Here is a 15,255-nt window from a genome sequence, read left to right on the forward strand (position 1 = left end):
GTCGAGCCCCGTCACCGAGGGGGTCGAGCCATGGGGCGCGGCCGGGCCAAGGCCAAGCAGACAAAGGTCGCCCGCCAGCTGAAGTACAACAGCGGTGGGACTGACCTGTCACGTCTGGCCAGTGAACTGGGCGCATCGACTTCGAGCCAGCCGCCGAACGGCGAGCCGTTCGAGGACGATGAGAACGACGAGGACGATCTCTACTCCCGTTACGCCGACCTCTACGAGGACGACGGCGAGGAAGAGGACGACAACGATCCTCACCAACAGCACCGTCGCGGCGCTTGACCTTGCAGTGACCAGTCCGGTCGGTGGCAGAGCCACCGACCGGTTTCTGTGCTGTCCGCACGGGCACCGCCCGCCGGATCAGGCCGCGTAGTCCCCGACCAGCTCGGCACCGGTCGTCTTCTCGCCGCGCTCGGTGATCTCACCGGCGACCCACGCGTCGACACCCCGGTCGGCCAGCGTCGCGAGGGCGACCTCGGTGGACTCCTCCGGCACGATCGCCATCATGCCGACGCCCATGTTGAGGGTCTTCTCCAGCTCCAGGCGCTCGACGTTCCCGGTCGTGCCGACCAGGTCGAAGATCGCGCCCGGGGCCCAGGTGGAGCGGTCGACCACGGCGTGCAGCCCGTCCGGGATCACGCGGGCCAGGTTGGCGGCGAGACCGCCACCGGTGATGTGGCTGAAGGCGTGCACCTCGGCGGTGCGGGTCAGCGCCAGGCAGTCCAGCGAGTAGATCTTGGTGGGCTCCAGCAGCTCCTCGCCGAGGCTCCGGCCGAGTTCCGCGATCTCCGTCTCCAGGGCCAGGCCCGCGCGGTCCAGCAGGACGTGGCGGACCAGGGAGTACCCGTTCGAGTGAAGCCCGGAGGACGCCATGGCGATCACGGTGTCACCCGTACGGATACGATCCGCGCCCAGCAGCCGGTCGGCCTCCACGACGCCCGTACCGGCGCCGGCGACGTCGAAGTCGTCCTCGCCCAGCAGACCCGGGTGCTCGGCCGTCTCGCCGCCCACCAGGGCGCAGCCGGCCAGCACACAGCCTTCCGCGATGCCCTTCACGATGGCCGCGACCCGCTCGGGGTGGACCTTGCCGACGCAGATGTAGTCGGTCATGAACAGCGGCTCGGCGCCGCACACCACGATGTCGTCCATGACCATGGCGACCAGGTCGTGGCCGATGGTGTCGTAGACGCCCATGCGGCGGGCGATGTCGACCTTCGTGCCGACGCCGTCCGTGGCGGAGGCCAGCAGCGGGCGCTCGTAGCGCTTGAGGGCGGAGGCGTCGAAGAGCCCGGCGAAGCCGCCGAGGCCGCCCAGGACCTCGGGGCGCTGGGTCTTCTTCACCCACTCCTTCATCAGCTCGACGGCGCGGTCGCCCGCCTCGATGTCGACGCCCGCCGCTGCGTAGCTGGCACCAGTTGTCTCAGACATGACTGTGAGAGCTTTCGTGTCGTACTGCGGGGTGTTACGGGCGACGGATCGCGTCGGCCGCGGCCGTGGCGGCGGGACCGGCGGCCAGCTCGGTCTCCAGCAGCTGCTTGCCGAGCAGCTCCGGGTCCGGCAGCTCCATCGGGTACTCGCCGTCGAAGCAGGCGCGGCACAGGTTCGGCTTGGCGATCGTGGTCGCCTCGATCATGCCGTCGATGGAGATGTAGGCCAGGGAGTCGGCGCCGAGGCTGGTGCCGATCTCCTCGATGGTCATGCCGTTGGCGATCAGCTCCGCGCGCGTGGCGAAGTCGATGCCGAAGAAGCAGGGCCACTTCACGGGCGGGGAGGAGATCCGGATGTGGACCTCGGCGGCGCCCGCCTCGCGGAGCATGCGGACCAGGGCCCGCTGGGTGTTGCCGCGCACGATCGAGTCGTCGACGACGACCAGGCGCTTGCCCTTGATGACTTCCTTCAGCGGGTTCAGCTTCAGGCGGATGCCCAGCTGGCGGATGGTCTGCGAGGGCTGGATGAAGGTCCGGCCGACGTAGGCGTTCTTCACCAGACCGCTGCCGAAGGGGATACCGGAGGCCTCCGCGTAGCCGATGGCGGCCGGGGTGCCGGACTCCGGGGTAGCTATGACCAGATCGGCCTCTACGGGGGCTTCCTTGGCCAGGCGGCGGCCCATCTCCACGCGGGAGAGGTACACGTTCCGGCCGGCGATGTCGGTGTCCGGGCGGGCCAGGTACACGTACTCGAAGACACAGCCCTTGGGCTTCGCTTCCGCGAATCGCGAGGTGCGCAGGCCGTTCTCGTCGATGGCGACGAACTCGCCCGGCTCGATCTCGCGCACGAAGCTGGCGCCGCAGATGTCGAGGGCCGCGGACTCGGAGGCGACCACCCAGCCGCGCTCCAGCCGGCCGAGGACCAGCGGGCGGATGCCCTGCGGGTCGCGGGCCGCGTAGAGGGTGTGCTCGTCCATGAAGACGAGCGAGAAGGCGCCCTTGACCTTCGGGAGGACCGCGTGGGCGGCCTCCTCGATGGTCAGCGGCTTGCCGTCCTCGTCGACCTGGGCGGCGAGCAGGGCCGTCAGCAGGTCGGTGTCGTTGGTGGCCGCGACCCGGGTGGAGCGGCTGTTGTTGTCGTTCGGCAGGTCGGCGACCATCTCGGCGAGCTGCGCCGTGTTGACCAGGTTGCCGTTGTGGCCGAGCGCGATCGAGCCGTGCGCGGTGGCACGGAACGTCGGCTGGGCGTTCTCCCACACGGAGGCGCCGGTGGTCGAGTAGCGGGCGTGTCCGACCGCGATATGACCCTGGAGCGAACCGAGCGAGGTCTCGTCGAAGACCTGGGAGACCAGGCCCATGTCCTTGAAGACGAGGATCTGGGAGCCGTTGCTGACCGCGATTCCCGCGGATTCCTGACCCCGGTGCTGGAGGGCGTAGAGCCCGAAGTACGTGAGCTTTGCGACCTCTTCACCCGGAGCCCAGACGCCGAAGACGCCGCAAGCGTCCTGGGGGCCCTTCTCGCCGGGAAGCAGATCGTGATTGAGTCGACCGTCACCACGTGGCACGCCACCGAGTGTAGGCGAGATCGACCACTGGTCCGAATTGGGGATACGGGGCCCTGCCGGATCAGGGCTTTCCGATCACCTTGGTGGATTCTCCGTTTTCCCTGGTCAGCGACTTGTCGGGGCGGTCCGGGCGGCGGGCGGCGGCGCTGCGGGCCGCGCCCTTGGACCTCTTGTCCGCAGGCATGAGTGAGGTGTCGCACATCATTCGGGTGCGCCGCGGCTGAGGCGGACGAGGTCGCCGTCGCCGTCGGTGAGCGTCAGCTTCCCGTCGTCGACACGGGCGGTGAGCGTGCCGGTGGTGAGGGTGCGGGCGAGGGCGCGCTCGAAGTCCATCCGCGCCGGGGCGCAGGCCATCTTGGTGGCCCGGAGGTCGCCGATGGTGATCCGGTCGCCGGCCACGGTGGCCCGGGCGCTGAACCGGTTGCAACCGAGGTTTCCGGTGGCCATGCCGTCCGTGCCGATGCGGATGCGGGCGACGGCGGGCGCGTGCCGGGTGGTGCCGTCGGCGGCGGTGAGGCTGTCGACCCGCCAGTCGATTCCGGTGACGGGCTGCCCGGCCTGCGCGCCCTCGCCGCTGCCACAGGCCAGCGTGAGCGGGACGAGCACGGAGGCCGCCGCCAGGAGCATGCGCTGCTTGTGCCGTTTCATACGGATTCGACGGTCGGGCCGGGCCACCGGTTCCGTCAGGCTCCGTCAGGACATGACCGGCAGCAGGCCCCCGATGTCCGAGCGCTCCCCGCTCGCACTGACCTTCGCCTCCGCAACGGCGTCCGCCCAGGCCAGGCGGCCGGTGGCCAGCCGGAGCCAGGTCAGCGGGTCGGTCTCCACGACGTTGGGCGGGGTGCCGCGGGTGTGCCGGGGGCCTTCGACGCACTGCACGACGGCGTACGGCGGCACCCGCACCTCAGTGGAGCCGCCGGGCGCCTTCGCGGCGAGGGCGTCGGCGAGCAGCCGGGTGGCGGCGGCCAGGGCCTGCCGGTCGTACGGCACGTCCAGACCGGGGACGGCGGCGTTGAGGTCGTCGGTGCGGACGACGAGTTCGACGGCACGGGTGACCAGGTAGTCGTCCAGCGGCAGGGCGCCCGCGCCGGTCTCCAGCAGCCGGCTGCCGGGGTGGGCGTCGAGCAGGGCGCGCAGGCTGTGGTCGACGTCGGTGAGGTAGGCGTCGAGGTCCGGGGTGACGTCGTCGGCGCCGGCGGCGTGGAGCCCGGCGGAGAGCGGCCACTCGGCCAGGGTGACGTTCTGCTTCGGCGGGGCGGGGAGGTCCAGGGCCCGGTGGACGGCGGTGACCGCCCCGCCGATGTGCGCGACCAGGTCCCGTACGGTCCGGTCGCCGAGCTGCTCGGGGGCGAGGCCGCCGACGGCCTCCCGCACGTTGCCGAGCTGAGCGAGGACCGCGGCTCGGGTCCTGCCGGGGTCGTAGCTGCGGGCACGCTTCTTGGCCGGTGGCATGGCGGTGAGCCTATGCCCTGCCCGCGCAGTCCTTCAGGCCGGTTTCGACCGGGTGCCTCGATCCGCGGCAGGGCGCCCGCGCCGGTGCTCTGTGCCTGCTGCCGGCCCTGCGCCTGCCCGAGAGCGTGCCGGCACGGCCCGCGAAGGAACCCGTGGCGGCACGACGAAGGCCCGCCCGTGTCGGTGGGCGGGCCTTCCGGGGTCGTGCGACCGCTTACGCCAGCAGCGCCGGGATCGTGGCCTCGTGGGCCTCGCGCAGCTCGGTGAGGGGCAGTGAGAACTCGCCCTGGACCTCTACGGCGTCACCGTCCACGACACCGATGCGGGTGGCCGGCAGGCCCCGCGCACCGCACATGTCGTTGAACCGGACCTCCTCCGAGCGCGGCACGGCGACGACGGCGCGCCCGGCCGACTCGGAGAACAGGAAGGTGAAGGCGTCCAGCCCGTCGGGTACGACCAGACGCGCACCCTTGCCGCCCAGCAGCGCGGACTCGACCACGGCCTGGATCAGACCGCCGTCGGACAGGTCGTGCGCGGAGTCGATCATGCCGTCGCGGGAGGCGGAGATCAGGATCTCGGCCAGCAGGCGCTCACGCTCCAGGTCGACCTGCGGGGGCAGACCGCCGAGGTGGTCGTGGATCACCTGGGACCAGGCCGAGCCGCCGAACTCCTCCCGGGTGTCGCCGAGGAGGTAGAGCAGCTGGCCCTCCTCCTGGAAGGCGACCGGGGTGCGGCGGGCGACGTCGTCGATCACGCCGAGCACGGCCACCACCGGGGTCGGGTGGATGGCGACCTCGCCGGTCTGGTTGTAGAGCGAGACGTTGCCGCCGGTGACCGGGGTGCCCAGCTGCTGGCAGGCGTCCGCCAGACCGCGCACGGCCTCGGCGAACTGCCACATCACCGCCGGGTCCTCGGGGGAGCCGAAGTTCAGGCAGTCCGACACCGCGAGCGGCTTGGCGCCCGTGGTCGCCACGTTCCGGTACGCCTCGGCCAGGGCCAGCTGGGCGCCCGCGTACGGGTCGAGCTTGGCGTAGCGGCCGTTGCCGTCCGTGGCGATCGCGACGCCGAGGCCGCTCTCCTCGTCCACGCGGATCATGCCGGAGTCCTCCGGCTGGGCGAGGACGGTGTTGCCCTGCACGAAGTGGTCGTACTGGGACGTGATCCACTTCTTCGACGCCTGGTTCGGCGAGGCCACCAGCTTCCGGACCTGGTCCTTCAGCTCCTCGCTCGACGACGGCCTCGGCAGCTTGTTCGCGTCGTCCGCCTGGAGCGCGTCCTGCCACTCGGGGCGGGCGTACGGACGCTCGTACACCGGGCCCTCGTGGGCCACGGTCCGCGGGTCGACGTCGACGATCTTGCCGCCGTGCCAGTAGATCTCCAGGCGGTCGCCGTCGGTCACCTCACCGATGACGGTGGCGATGACGTCCCACTTCTCGCAGATCTCCAGGAAGCGGTCGACCTTCTCCGGCTCCACGACCGCGCACATGCGCTCCTGCGACTCGCTCATGAGGATCTCCTCAGGAGACAGGGTCGAGTCGCGCAGCGGGACGTCGTCCAGGGTGACGCGCATGCCGCCGGAGCCGTTCGAGGCCAGCTCGGAGGTGGCGCAGGACAGGCCGGCCGCGCCCAGGTCCTGGATGCCGACGACCAGCTTCTCCCGGAACGCCTCCAGGGTGCACTCGATGAGGAGCTTCTCCTGGAAGGGGTCGCCGACCTGGACCGCCGGGCGCTTGCTCGGCTTGGCGTCGTCGAAGGTCTCGGACGCGAGGATCGAGGCGCCGCCGATGCCGTCGCCGCCGGTCCGGGCGCCGTAGAGCACGACCTTGTTGCCCGCGCCGGAGGCCTTGGCGAGGTGGATGTCCTCGTGCCGCATCACACCGATGGCACCGGCGTTGACCAGCGGGTTGCCCTGGTAGCAGGCGTCGAAGACGACCTCGCCGCCGATGTTGGGCAGGCCCAGGCAGTTGCCGTAGCCGCCGATGCCGGCGACGACACCCGGCAGGACGCGCTTGGTGTCGGGGTGGTCGGCGGCGCCGAAGCGCAGCGGGTCCACGACCGCCACCGGGCGCGCGCCCATCGCGATGATGTCGCGGACGATGCCGCCGACACCCGTGGCCGCGCCCTGGTAGGGCTCGACGTACGACGGGTGGTTGTGCGACTCGACCTTGAAGGTCACGGCGTAGCCCTGACCGACGTCGACCACGCCCGCGTTCTCGCCGATGCCGACGAGCAGCGCGTCGCTCTGCGGCGCCTTCTCGCCGAACTGGCGCAGGTGGACCTTGGAGGACTTGTACGAGCAGTGCTCGGACCACATGACCGAGTACATGGCGAGTTCGGCGCCGGTGGGCCGGCGGCCGAGGATCTCCACGATCCGCTCGTACTCGTCCTTCTTCAGGCCGAGTTCGGCCCAGGGCAGCTCGACGTCGGGGGTCGCGGCCGCGTGCTCGACCGTGTCCAGAGGCGTCCGGCTCATGCGTTGACCAGCTTCTTGAGGATCGAGGTGAAGAAGGGGAGGCCGTCGGTGCGGCCGGTGCCGATGAGCGGCTCCACGGCGTGCTCCGGGTGCGGCATGAGGCCTACGACGTTCCCGGCCTCGTTGGTGATGCCGGCGATGTCGTTGAGCGAGCCGTTCGGGTTGAAGTCCAGGTACCGGAAGGCGACCCGGCCCTCGGCCTCCAGCTTGTCCAGCGTGTACTGGTCGGCGACGTACCGGCCGTCCATGTTCTTCAGCGGGATGTGGATCTCCTGGCCGGCGCGGTAGTCGGCGGTCCAGGCGGTCTCCGCGTTCTCCACCCGCAGCTTCTGGTCGCGGCAGATGAAGTGGAGGTGGTCGTTGCCGAGCATGCCGCCCGGGAGGAGGTGGGCCTCGGTGAGGACCTGGAAGCCGTTGCAGATGCCGAGGACCGGAAGTCCGGCCTTCGCCTGCTCGATGACGGTCTCCATCACCGGCGAGAACCGGGAGATGGCCCCGGCCCGCAGATAGTCGCCATAGGAGAAACCGCCGGGCAGCACCACGGCGTCGACCTGCTTGAGGTCCTTGTCCTTGTGCCACAGGGCGACCGGTTCGGCGCCCGCGAGACGGATCGCGCGCTGGGTGTCCCGGTCGTCCAGGCTCCCCGGGAAAGTGACGACGCCAATACGAGCGGTCACTTCGCCGCCTCCGCGACTTCATCGACCCGGACCGTGAAGTCCTCGATCACGGTGTTGGCGAGGAAGGATTCCGCAAGATCGCGGATGCGGGCGAGCGCGGCCTCGTCAACCGGCCCGTCAACTTCCAGTTCGAAACGCTTTCCCTGACGTACGTCCGAGATCCCGTCGAAACCCAGGCGCGGCAGCGCACGCTGGACCGCCTGGCCCTGGGGGTCGAGGATCTCCGGCTTGAGCATGACGTCGACTACGACGCGTGCCACTGGCACTCCCGGTGTGTGGTGCTGAGCAGGTCCCTTCAGACTACCCGTACAAAATTTCTACGCGGGTAGAGTTGGAGGAAAGTACGTGAGGCGCATCACGATCGGGTGTCGAAGCCGCACACCGGTGAAAAGTTCTGGGAAAGTTCCACGGTCCGTCCGTTACACCTATTGCACCCGGACACGCGGACGGATTTAGTCGGGCTTCACTTTGCATTGCCGGGCACTGTACAAATGAATTGGCAATAGCCGATACTCGGCATGTCGTCGGCGTTGAGCTGTAACGACGTGCCGCACGAAGGGACCGATATTCGTGGCGCAAAAGGTCGTGGTCACTCTCTTTGACGACATCGACGGCTCGGAAGCGGCGGAGACGATCGCCTTCGGACTCGACGGCAAGTCGTACGAGATCGATCTGAACGAATCCAACGCCGAGAAACTGCGCAAGGCGCTCGCGCCCTACGTCGAGGCCGGCCGCAAGCGGTCACGGTCCGGCAAGGCGTACAAGCAGACCGAGGTCGCCCCCGACCCGGCGGCCGTCCGCGCCTGGGCCCAGGCCAACAAGATGGACGTGCCGGCCCGCGGACGCATCCCGAAGAAGGTCTACGAGGCGTTCAGCGCCGCCCAGTGAGCCCGCGAAGGGGCGAGCCCTCAGGGTCCGTCACCGGACCCTGAGGGCCGTGCACTTGGGGCATAAGGGGCACGAGGGAAGCCGACTTGCGCTACCCCCCTGCTGATCAGCTAATGTCTGGGACACGCCGAGGGGCGAGGCCGAAAGGCCGGATCCCGAGGACATGCGGGTGTAGTTCAGTAGCAGAACATCCCCCTTCCAGGGGGAAGGCGCAGTGTGCGATTCCTGTCACCCGCTCTGCACCGCCGACACGACCACTGTTGTGGATCAGGTAGGCTGGTGTTCGCACCGATCGGTGGGAGCCGATCGGGAGCAGTGCGGACGTAGCTCAGTTGGTAGAGCGCAACCTTGCCAAGGTTGAGGTCGCGAGTTCGAGCCTCGTCGTCCGCTCGGGAATGAGACCCCGGTCCACTGGACCGGGGTCTTTTCGTTGTCCGCAGTTTGTCCCGCAGTTGCCCCGCAGTTGGTCCCTCAGTTGTCCCGCTCCACCGGCTCTGACATTTGTCATGCCGAGTGATGACACCGCGCACTGCCCGGCGGGTCCCGCCGACGGGACGCTGAAGGCATGGACATCCAGGGACACGAGCACGTGATCGAGGTCACCGACCTCAGGCGTGTCTACGGGGGCGGGTTCGAGGCCGTACGCGGAATCACCTTCTCCGTGGCACGCGGTGAGATCTTCGCCCTGCTGGGCACGAACGGCGCCGGAAAGACATCGACGGTCGAACTGCTGGAAGGACTCGCGGCACCGGCCGGCGGCCGGGTCCGGGTGCTCGGCCACGACCCCTACCGGGAACGCGCCGCCGTACGGCCCCGCACCGGCGTGATGCTCCAGGAAGGCGGCTTCCCCGCCGAGCTGACCGTCGCGGAGACCGCCCGGATGTGGGCCGGCTGCACCAGCGGGGCACGGCCGGAGGCCGAGGTGCTGGAGCGGGTGGGGCTCGCGGACAAGCACCGGGTGCGGGTCAAGCAGCTGTCCGGCGGCGAGCGGCGGCGCCTCGACCTGGCGCTCGCGCTGCTCGGCGACCCCGAGGTGCTGTTCCTGGACGAGCCGACGACCGGACTCGACGCGGAGGGCCGCCGGGACACCTGGGCGCTGGTGCGCGAGCTGCGCGCCGCGGGCACGACCGTGCTGCTCACCACGCACTACCTGGAGGAGGCCGAAGGGCTCGCCGACCGGCTCGCCATCCTGCACGACGGTCTGATCGCCGCCTCCGGCACACCGGCCGAGGTCACCGCCGGCCGCCCCTCCCGGATGTCCTTCGAACTGCCCGCCGGGTACTTCCCCGGCGATCTGCCGCCGCTCGCCGACCTCGGCGTCTGCGGGCACGAGCTGGACGGCCGGGTCGTACGGCTGCGCACCCTGGAACTCCAGCGGACCGCCACCGCCGTCCTCGTCTGGGCCGAGCGGGCCGGCGTCGAACTGCGCGGGCTCGACGTCCGCTCGGCCTCGCTGGAGGAGGCGTTCCTCGGGATCGCCCAGCAGCAGGAGGTCATGGCATGAGCAGCGTCGCATGGGCACCGGCGGGCCGCCGGCTGCGCGCCCTGGCCCGGGCCGAGCTGGCCCTGCTCGGCCGCAACCGCGGTGTCGTGTTCACCGCGCTCGTCATGCCGCTCGCCCTGCCCTTCAGCGTGCGGCCCGCCATCGACCAGCTGGACCTGAAGAAGGAGGGGCTGACCGTCGGCGCGGTGATGATGACGGCCGCGATCGGCTTCTCCTTCCTGTTCGCCGTCTACACCTCCCTGGTGAACGCCTACGTCGCCCGCCGCGAGGAACTCGTCCTGAAGCGGCTGCGCACCGGCGAGCTCTCGGACGCCGAGATCCTCACCGGCACGGCCCTGCCGGCCGTCTGCGTGGGCCTCGGCCAGGCGCTGCTGCTGTGCGTCGGCTGCGCGGTGCTGCTGGACACCGGGGCACCGAAGGCGCCGTATCTGATCCTGCTGGGGCTGCTGGCCGGGCTGGTGCTGAGCGCCGCCCTCGCCGCGCTCACCGCGTCCTTCACCCGGACCGTGGAGAGCGGCCAGGTCACCGCGCTGCCCCTGGTGTTCGTGTCGATGGCCGGCTCCGGGATCACGTTCCCCACCGAGCTGATGCCGGAGAAGGTCGCCTCCGTCTGCGAACTCCTCCCGCTCTCCCCCGCGATCCGGCTGGTCCGGGCGGGCTGGACCGGCCAGTTGAGCGCGTACGAGGCGCTGGGCGCCGTCGCGACCGCGCTGGCCTGGACCGTGGTGGCGGTGTTTGCTGTACGGCGGCGGTTCCGGTGGGAACCGCGACGCTGAGCACGGGGGAGCACATGGTCGGGCGGATACGGCGGTGGCAGCAGCGGTACTGGCGGGATCGCAGCAAGGCCGAACGGGTCGAGCTGCAGTCGATGGCCACCTGGCACGCCACCGTCTGGACGTTCCCGCTCACCTGGCTGCTCCTGCCGCTCGTGGGCGGGCTCGAGCGGCGGCCTGTGCCGATGGCGCTCGGCGGGCTGCTGGCCCTCGTGGACCTGCTGCAGTGCGTGGCCGCGCACCGGGTTCTCCGGCCCGCGGTCGACCACTACCTCGGGCGCGCCGAACTGCCGCCGCGTGCCATGCGCGCTCCCGCCGCCCTGCTCGGCCTGGCGCTCGCGCTGACCGTGGCGCTCGCCGCGGCCGGCGCCACCGATCCGCTCGGCATCCGGTTCATGATCGGGGCCGTACTCGTGCCGTTCGGGCTGCCGTACGCGTTCACCGTGCCCCTCACGGTGTTCCTGCGCCGCAGCGCTGCCCTCGCGGCACTGATCACGGCCGCCGTCGCGATCGGGCGCCCCAGCGGTCTCGGCACCCTCGCCACGGGCACGGTGATCGTCTTCTCCGCGAGCTTCTCCTGGCTGGCCGCCCGTTGCGGCGCCTGGACCCTTTCCGTGGTCTGGGATGCGGAACGCGCGCGGGAGATCGAGGCCCGGCTCGCCGTCGCCGAGGAGCGGCTGCGGTTCGGGCGGGATCTGCACGACGTGCTGGGGCGGAACCTCTCCGTGATCTCTCTGAAGAGCGAGCTGGCCGTGCAACTGGCCCGGCGGGGGCGGCCGGAGGCGGTGGAGCAGATGATCGAGGTGCAGCGCATCGCCCAGGATTCGCAGCGGGAGGTGCGAGAGGTCGTACGCGGCTACCGGGAGGCCGACCTCGGGGTCGAACTCGCCGGGGCGCAGGGCGTGCTGGCTGCGGCCGGGATCGACTGCGAGGTCCGCGCGGAGGCCGCGGGGCTGCCTGCCGGGGTGCAGTCCGCGCTCGGCTGGGTGGTGCGGGAGGCCACCACGAACGTGCTGCGGCACGGGGATGCCAGGCGATGCACCGTGGCACTGACGGTACTTGAGGGGCATGTGGTGCTCACGGTGGAGAACGACGGCGCGTCCGGAACCCCCGACGGGGGTGGGGGTTCCGGACTCGCCGGACTGCGGGAGCGGCTGGCCGCGGTCGACGGCACGCTGAAGGCGGGGACCGTCGGGGAGGACGGGTTCCGGGTGGTGGCGGAGGTGCCCTTGATGCAGAAAGTGAGTGGAGTCATCGCATGAGCAGCCAGGTACGGCTGTTGCTCGCCGACGACGAGCATCTGATCCGGGGTGCGCTGGCCGCACTGCTCTCGCTGGAGGACGATCTGCTGGTCGTCGCGGAGGCGGCGAGCGGACCCGAGGCGCTGGCGATGGCCCGGGCGCACGCACCCGACGTGGCCGTCCTGGACCTCCAGATGCCGGGCGCCGACGGTGTGAAGGTCGCCACATCCCTGCGCGCCGAACTGCCCGGCTGCCAGGTACTGATCGTCACCGGTCACGGGCGGCCCGGGCATCTGAAACGGGCGCTCGCGGCCGGTGTGCGCGGGTTCGTCCCGAAGACGGTCAGCGCACAGCGGCTCGCCGAGATCATCCGGACCGTGCACGCCGGAAACCGCTACGTCGACCCGGAGTTGGCCGCCGACGCGATCTCCGCCGGGGACTCGCCGCTGACCGCGCGGGAGGCCGAGGTGCTGGAGCTGGCGGCCGACGGGGCGCCGGTCACGGAGATCGCCGAGCGGGCCGCGCTGTCGCCGGGGACCGTGCGGAACTACCTGTCCTCGGCCGTCACGAAGCTCGGCGCCGAAAATCGTCATGCGGCAGTGCGTCTCGCACGGGAGCGAGGTTGGGTATAGTTGCTCTCGCGCAGCAGCGCAGTGCGGACGTAGCTCAGTTGGTAGAGCGCAACCTTGCCAAGGTTGAGGTCGCGAGTTCGAGCCTCGTCGTCCGCTCCATGGAGAAGCCCCCGGTTCCGGCCGGGGGCTTCTCGCGTTGCCCCCGGTTCCCCGGGGGCCTGGCGTGTCATGCCCAGCTGGTGCCCGTCAGCCGCTCGTACGCCTCCACGTACTTCGCCCGGGTCGCCTCCACCACCCGCTCCGGCAGCGCCGGCGGGGGCTGCTCGCTCTTGCGGTCCCAGCCCGACTCGGCGGAGGTCAGCCAGTCGCGGACGAACTGCTTGTCGTACGACGGCTGGGCGCGGCCCGGCTGCCACTGGTCGGCCGGCCAGAAGCGGGAGGAGTCGGGGGTGAGGACCTCGTCGGCGAGGACGAGCGTGTCGCCCTCGAATCCGAACTCGAACTTGGTGTCGGCCAGGATGATCCCCCGGTCCCGGGCGATGTCCCGGGCCCGCGAGTACACGGCGAGCGTGGCCTGGCGCAGCTGGGCGGCGGTCTCCGCGCCGACCTGACGGGCCACCTCCTCGTAGGAGACGTTCTCGTCGTGCTCGCCGACCTCGGCCTTCGTGGCCGGGGTGAAGATCGGGGCGGGCAGTTCGGAGCCGTCGACGAGGCCTTCGGGGAGGGCGAGGCCGCAGACGGTCCGGGACTCCTGGTACTCGGCCAGGCCCGAGCCGGTGAGGTAGCCACGGGCCACGCACTCCACCGGGACCATCTTCAGGGACTTGCAGATCAGCGTGCGGCCCGCCCAGTCGGCCGGGGCGCCCTCGGGCAGCTCGGTGCTGAGGACGTGGTTCGGGGCCAGGTCGCGCAGCTGGTCGAACCACCACAGGGAGAGCTGGGTGAGGACACGGCCCTTGTCGGGGATCTCCGTGGGCAGCACCCAGTCATAGGCGGACATGCGGTCGCTGGCGACCATCACGAGGTCGCCCGCCTCGTTCTGGTACAGCTCGCGCACCTTTCCGGTGTGCAGGTGCACCAGGCCCGGAACCTCGATCGGCTCGGGCTTTTCTACGAATCCGGACACGGTTCCTCCCCGTGGCTCTGTCCAAGTGCCTCGATTCTCCCGTATGCGGGTGATCGGGGTACGACCAGGGGTCAGTCGCGTTTGCAGATGCGGTCCAGCAGGTTCGCCGTGGCCCGCTGGATGCGGGGATCCACGTGTTCGGGGCGGTCCAGGGACGGGGACCAGGCGAAGGTGCCGGAGGCGAACACCCAGGCGCCGGAGGGGGCCCGGTAGAGCGAGGTCTCCTGGTGGCGCAGGGCGCCGTCGTTGTCCGTGTAGGGGGAGTGGGCGAGCAGGATGCGCTCGTCGTGCTCCGGCAGCGGGGTGCGCGGGAAGTAGCGGTCGGCCTCGCCGGCGACCAGGCCGTCGATCTCGTCGCCCTCCTGGGCTCCGGTCGCCTCCCACAGCCAGTGGCCGCCGTTGCGGACGATCAGCGGGTGCGGCTCGGGCACCCGGCCCGCGTACTGGATGCCGACCAGCTGCTGCTCCGGCCGGTCGATCTCCCGCCACAGCACCGGCCGGCCCGGCCCCTTGCGCTTGCGGCAGGTCAGCAGCCGGTCCGGGGCGCCGGACGGGGACGGGCCCAGCTCCACCTGCCAGTACATGGTGTTCGCGGAGAGGAAGACCAGCGAGGTGCCGCGGTCGCGGGCGTCCTCGACGGCCCGGCGCATCGGCACCGACCAGTACTCGTCGTGGCCGGGGAAGACCAGGCCCCGGTAGCGGGTGGGGTCGACGCGGCCGGCGTGCAGATCGCGGGCGTCGGCGTAGGCGAGGTCGTAGCCGTAGCGCTCGGCCCAGCGGATGAAGTCGTAGGCGTGGCCGACGTGCAGGGGCAGGCCCGCGCCCGCGTACGGGCGGTCGAAGCAGACCGTGGTGGCCGCGTCGGCCTCGCCGAGGAGGCGGCCCTTCTCGTCCCAGGCGTGGTAGAGGCTGGCGCCGGTGCGGCCGTCCTCCGGGTAGAGGTTGTACGCCTGCCAGGTGATGTCCGGCAGCAGCAGGAGCAGGTCGGCGGGGTGGTCGTCGCGGACCGTGAACGGCACGTGGGAGCGGTAGCCGTCGGCGGTGGTGAGGACGGCCACATAGGCGCCGATGCTCCAGTAGGAGGGCACCTGGAGGCGCCAGGACAGCCACCAGTGGTGGCAGGAGACCGTGCGGTCGGCGGTCAGCGGCGCGGGCTGCACGATGCCGGAGAGCCGGGGGCTGGTGGTGATCTTGGCCGCGCCGTCGCCGCCGTAGTGGCCGATGCGGTAGATGTCGACGCTGAACTCCTGCGGCGGGTCGACCGTGATGTGGAAGTCGATCGCCTCGCCGGGCGCTACCGCGCCGGTGGCGGTGAAGCCCTTGATCTGGCGGTGCACGTCGTCGGCCGAGCGGGGGCCGGAGCCGGCCGCGCGCGGCGCCTGCGGGCCCGGGTCCACGTACCAGGGCACGACATGACCGGCGTCGTCGTAGTAGGTCTCACTGCCGCGCAGCCAGGGCACCGGGCCCTGACCGAAGGGGTCCGTGACGGCGTGTGCGAGCGCTCCGGACTCCCAGCGGCGAATGTGGTCCGAGGCCATGGTGGTCGCTCCC

At 70.9% G+C, this 15,255-nt stretch carries 16 protein-coding genes and 3 tRNA genes; 9 read left to right on the plus strand and 10 right to left on the minus strand.

The features are described from left to right. Positions 1 to 30 precede the first annotated feature (30 nt). On the plus strand, positions 31 to 288 hold the full coding sequence (locus tag ABZ937_RS32465; RefSeq protein WP_361697013.1) for a DUF3073 domain-containing protein: 258 nt from the start codon (positions 31 to 33) through the stop codon (positions 286 to 288). 78 nt (positions 289 to 366) lie between these two features. Here the strand turns inward: ABZ937_RS32465 and purM are convergent, their stop codons facing one another. The 8 genes from purM to purS all read right to left on the minus strand — a co-directional run bounded on the left by purM (position 367) and on the right by purS (position 7,860). Then, positions 367 to 1,434, minus strand: coding sequence for a phosphoribosylformylglycinamidine cyclo-ligase (gene purM / locus ABZ937_RS32470; protein WP_361697015.1), 1,068 nt, complete (start codon positions 1,432 to 1,434; stop codon positions 367 to 369). 34 nt (positions 1,435 to 1,468) lie between these two features. Then, complete coding sequence (gene purF, locus ABZ937_RS32475) at positions 1,469 to 2,998, minus strand: amidophosphoribosyltransferase (RefSeq protein WP_361697017.1); 1,530 nt, start codon at positions 2,996 to 2,998, stop codon at positions 1,469 to 1,471. 61 nt (positions 2,999 to 3,059) lie between these two features. Beyond that, complete coding sequence (locus ABZ937_RS32480; protein ID WP_361697019.1) at positions 3,060 to 3,182, minus strand: hypothetical protein; 123 nt, start codon at positions 3,180 to 3,182, stop codon at positions 3,060 to 3,062. A gap of 17 nt (positions 3,183 to 3,199) precedes the next feature. Next, positions 3,200 to 3,646: an META domain-containing protein gene (locus ABZ937_RS32485; RefSeq protein ID WP_361697021.1), complete on the minus strand. Its 447-nt coding sequence runs from the start codon at positions 3,644 to 3,646 to the stop codon at positions 3,200 to 3,202. Between the two features lie 45 nt (positions 3,647 to 3,691). Beyond that, on the minus strand, positions 3,692 to 4,450 hold the full coding sequence (locus ABZ937_RS32490; protein ID WP_361697023.1) for a sterol carrier family protein: 759 nt from the start codon (positions 4,448 to 4,450) through the stop codon (positions 3,692 to 3,694). Positions 4,451 to 4,664: 214 nt separating this feature from the next. Beyond that, positions 4,665 to 6,923, minus strand: a complete 2,259-nt coding sequence (gene purL / locus ABZ937_RS32495) for a phosphoribosylformylglycinamidine synthase subunit PurL (protein ID WP_361697025.1) — start codon at positions 6,921 to 6,923, stop codon at positions 4,665 to 4,667. Then, positions 6,920 to 7,600, minus strand: coding sequence for a phosphoribosylformylglycinamidine synthase subunit PurQ (purQ, locus tag ABZ937_RS32500; protein WP_361697027.1), 681 nt, complete (start codon positions 7,598 to 7,600; stop codon positions 6,920 to 6,922). The genes purL and purQ overlap by 4 nt, the downstream gene beginning before the upstream one ends. After that, complete coding sequence (gene purS / locus ABZ937_RS32505) at positions 7,597 to 7,860, minus strand: phosphoribosylformylglycinamidine synthase subunit PurS (protein WP_361697029.1); 264 nt, start codon at positions 7,858 to 7,860, stop codon at positions 7,597 to 7,599. Before purS ends, purQ begins: the two co-directional genes overlap by 4 nt. 310 nt (positions 7,861 to 8,170) lie before the next feature. On the opposite strand from purS, the gene ABZ937_RS32510 reads away from it, so the two are divergent. From ABZ937_RS32510 to ABZ937_RS32545, 8 genes are all read left to right on the plus strand, one after another. Further along, entirely contained in the window at positions 8,171 to 8,488 is a 318-nt protein-coding gene (locus ABZ937_RS32510; protein ID WP_014673610.1) for an Lsr2 family protein, read from the plus strand. A gap of 165 nt (positions 8,489 to 8,653) precedes the next feature. Further along, positions 8,654 to 8,725 (plus strand) — tRNA-Gly (locus ABZ937_RS32515). Positions 8,726 to 8,805: 80 nt separating this feature from the next. Continuing rightward, positions 8,806 to 8,878 (plus strand) — tRNA-Gly (locus tag ABZ937_RS32520). Between the two features lie 175 nt (positions 8,879 to 9,053). Then, on the plus strand, positions 9,054 to 9,992 hold the full coding sequence (locus tag ABZ937_RS32525; RefSeq protein WP_361697031.1) for an ABC transporter ATP-binding protein: 939 nt from the start codon (positions 9,054 to 9,056) through the stop codon (positions 9,990 to 9,992). Further along, a complete protein-coding gene (locus ABZ937_RS32530; RefSeq protein WP_361697033.1) occupies positions 9,989 to 10,768 on the plus strand; it encodes an ABC transporter permease in 780 nt (259 codons plus the stop codon). The genes ABZ937_RS32525 and ABZ937_RS32530 overlap by 4 nt, the downstream gene beginning before the upstream one ends. Further along, positions 10,750 to 12,027 (plus strand): histidine kinase, encoded by a 1,278-nt coding sequence (locus tag ABZ937_RS32535; protein ID WP_361697035.1) that lies wholly within the window; start codon positions 10,750 to 10,752, stop codon positions 12,025 to 12,027. Before ABZ937_RS32530 ends, ABZ937_RS32535 begins: the two co-directional genes overlap by 19 nt. Further along, positions 12,024 to 12,638, plus strand: a complete 615-nt coding sequence (locus tag ABZ937_RS32540) for a response regulator transcription factor (protein ID WP_361697037.1) — start codon at positions 12,024 to 12,026, stop codon at positions 12,636 to 12,638. Before ABZ937_RS32535 ends, ABZ937_RS32540 begins: the two co-directional genes overlap by 4 nt. A gap of 23 nt (positions 12,639 to 12,661) precedes the next feature. Further along, a tRNA-Gly gene (locus ABZ937_RS32545) sits at positions 12,662 to 12,737 on the plus strand. A gap of 67 nt (positions 12,738 to 12,804) precedes the next feature. Here the strand turns inward: ABZ937_RS32545 and ABZ937_RS32550 are convergent. Together ABZ937_RS32550 and ABZ937_RS32555 are read right to left on the minus strand one after the other, a co-directional pair. Then, a complete protein-coding gene (locus tag ABZ937_RS32550) occupies positions 12,805 to 13,704 on the minus strand; it encodes a phosphoribosylaminoimidazolesuccinocarboxamide synthase (protein ID WP_361697039.1) in 900 nt (299 codons plus the stop codon). A gap of 71 nt (positions 13,705 to 13,775) precedes the next feature. After that, positions 13,776 to 15,242 carry a N,N-dimethylformamidase beta subunit family domain-containing protein gene (locus ABZ937_RS32555; protein WP_361697041.1) on the minus strand — a complete coding sequence of 489 codons (1,467 nt, stop codon included), beginning with the start codon at positions 15,240 to 15,242 and terminating at the stop codon, positions 13,776 to 13,778. Positions 15,243 to 15,255 lie beyond the last annotated feature (13 nt).

The organism is Streptomyces sp. NPDC046727, assembly GCF_040645635.1.
Taxonomy (GTDB): domain Bacteria; phylum Actinomycetota; class Actinomycetes; order Streptomycetales; family Streptomycetaceae; genus Streptomyces.

Excerpts from the sequence above, each read along its gene's own strand:
- ABZ937_RS32465 (WP_361697013.1), top strand. The coding sequence starts at position 31 with ATGGGGCGCGGCCGGGCCAAGGCCAAGCAGACAAAGGTCGCCCGCCAG.
- purM (WP_361697015.1), bottom strand. The coding sequence starts at position 1,434 with ATGTCTGAGACAACTGGTGCCAGCTACGCAGCGGCGGGCGTCGACATC.
- ABZ937_RS32480 (WP_361697019.1), bottom strand. The coding sequence starts at position 3,182 with ATGCCTGCGGACAAGAGGTCCAAGGGCGCGGCCCGCAGCGCCGCCGCC.
- ABZ937_RS32485 (WP_361697021.1), bottom strand. The coding sequence starts at position 3,646 with ATGAAACGGCACAAGCAGCGCATGCTCCTGGCGGCGGCCTCCGTGCTC.
- ABZ937_RS32490 (WP_361697023.1), bottom strand. The coding sequence starts at position 4,450 with ATGCCACCGGCCAAGAAGCGTGCCCGCAGCTACGACCCCGGCAGGACC.
- purL (WP_361697025.1), bottom strand. The coding sequence starts at position 6,923 with ATGAGCCGGACGCCTCTGGACACGGTCGAGCACGCGGCCGCGACCCCC.
- ABZ937_RS32525 (WP_361697031.1), top strand. The coding sequence starts at position 9,054 with ATGGACATCCAGGGACACGAGCACGTGATCGAGGTCACCGACCTCAGG.
- ABZ937_RS32530 (WP_361697033.1), top strand. The coding sequence starts at position 9,989 with ATGAGCAGCGTCGCATGGGCACCGGCGGGCCGCCGGCTGCGCGCCCTG.
- ABZ937_RS32540 (WP_361697037.1), top strand. The coding sequence starts at position 12,024 with ATGAGCAGCCAGGTACGGCTGTTGCTCGCCGACGACGAGCATCTGATC.
- ABZ937_RS32555 (WP_361697041.1), bottom strand. The coding sequence starts at position 15,242 with ATGGCCTCGGACCACATTCGCCGCTGGGAGTCCGGAGCGCTCGCACAC.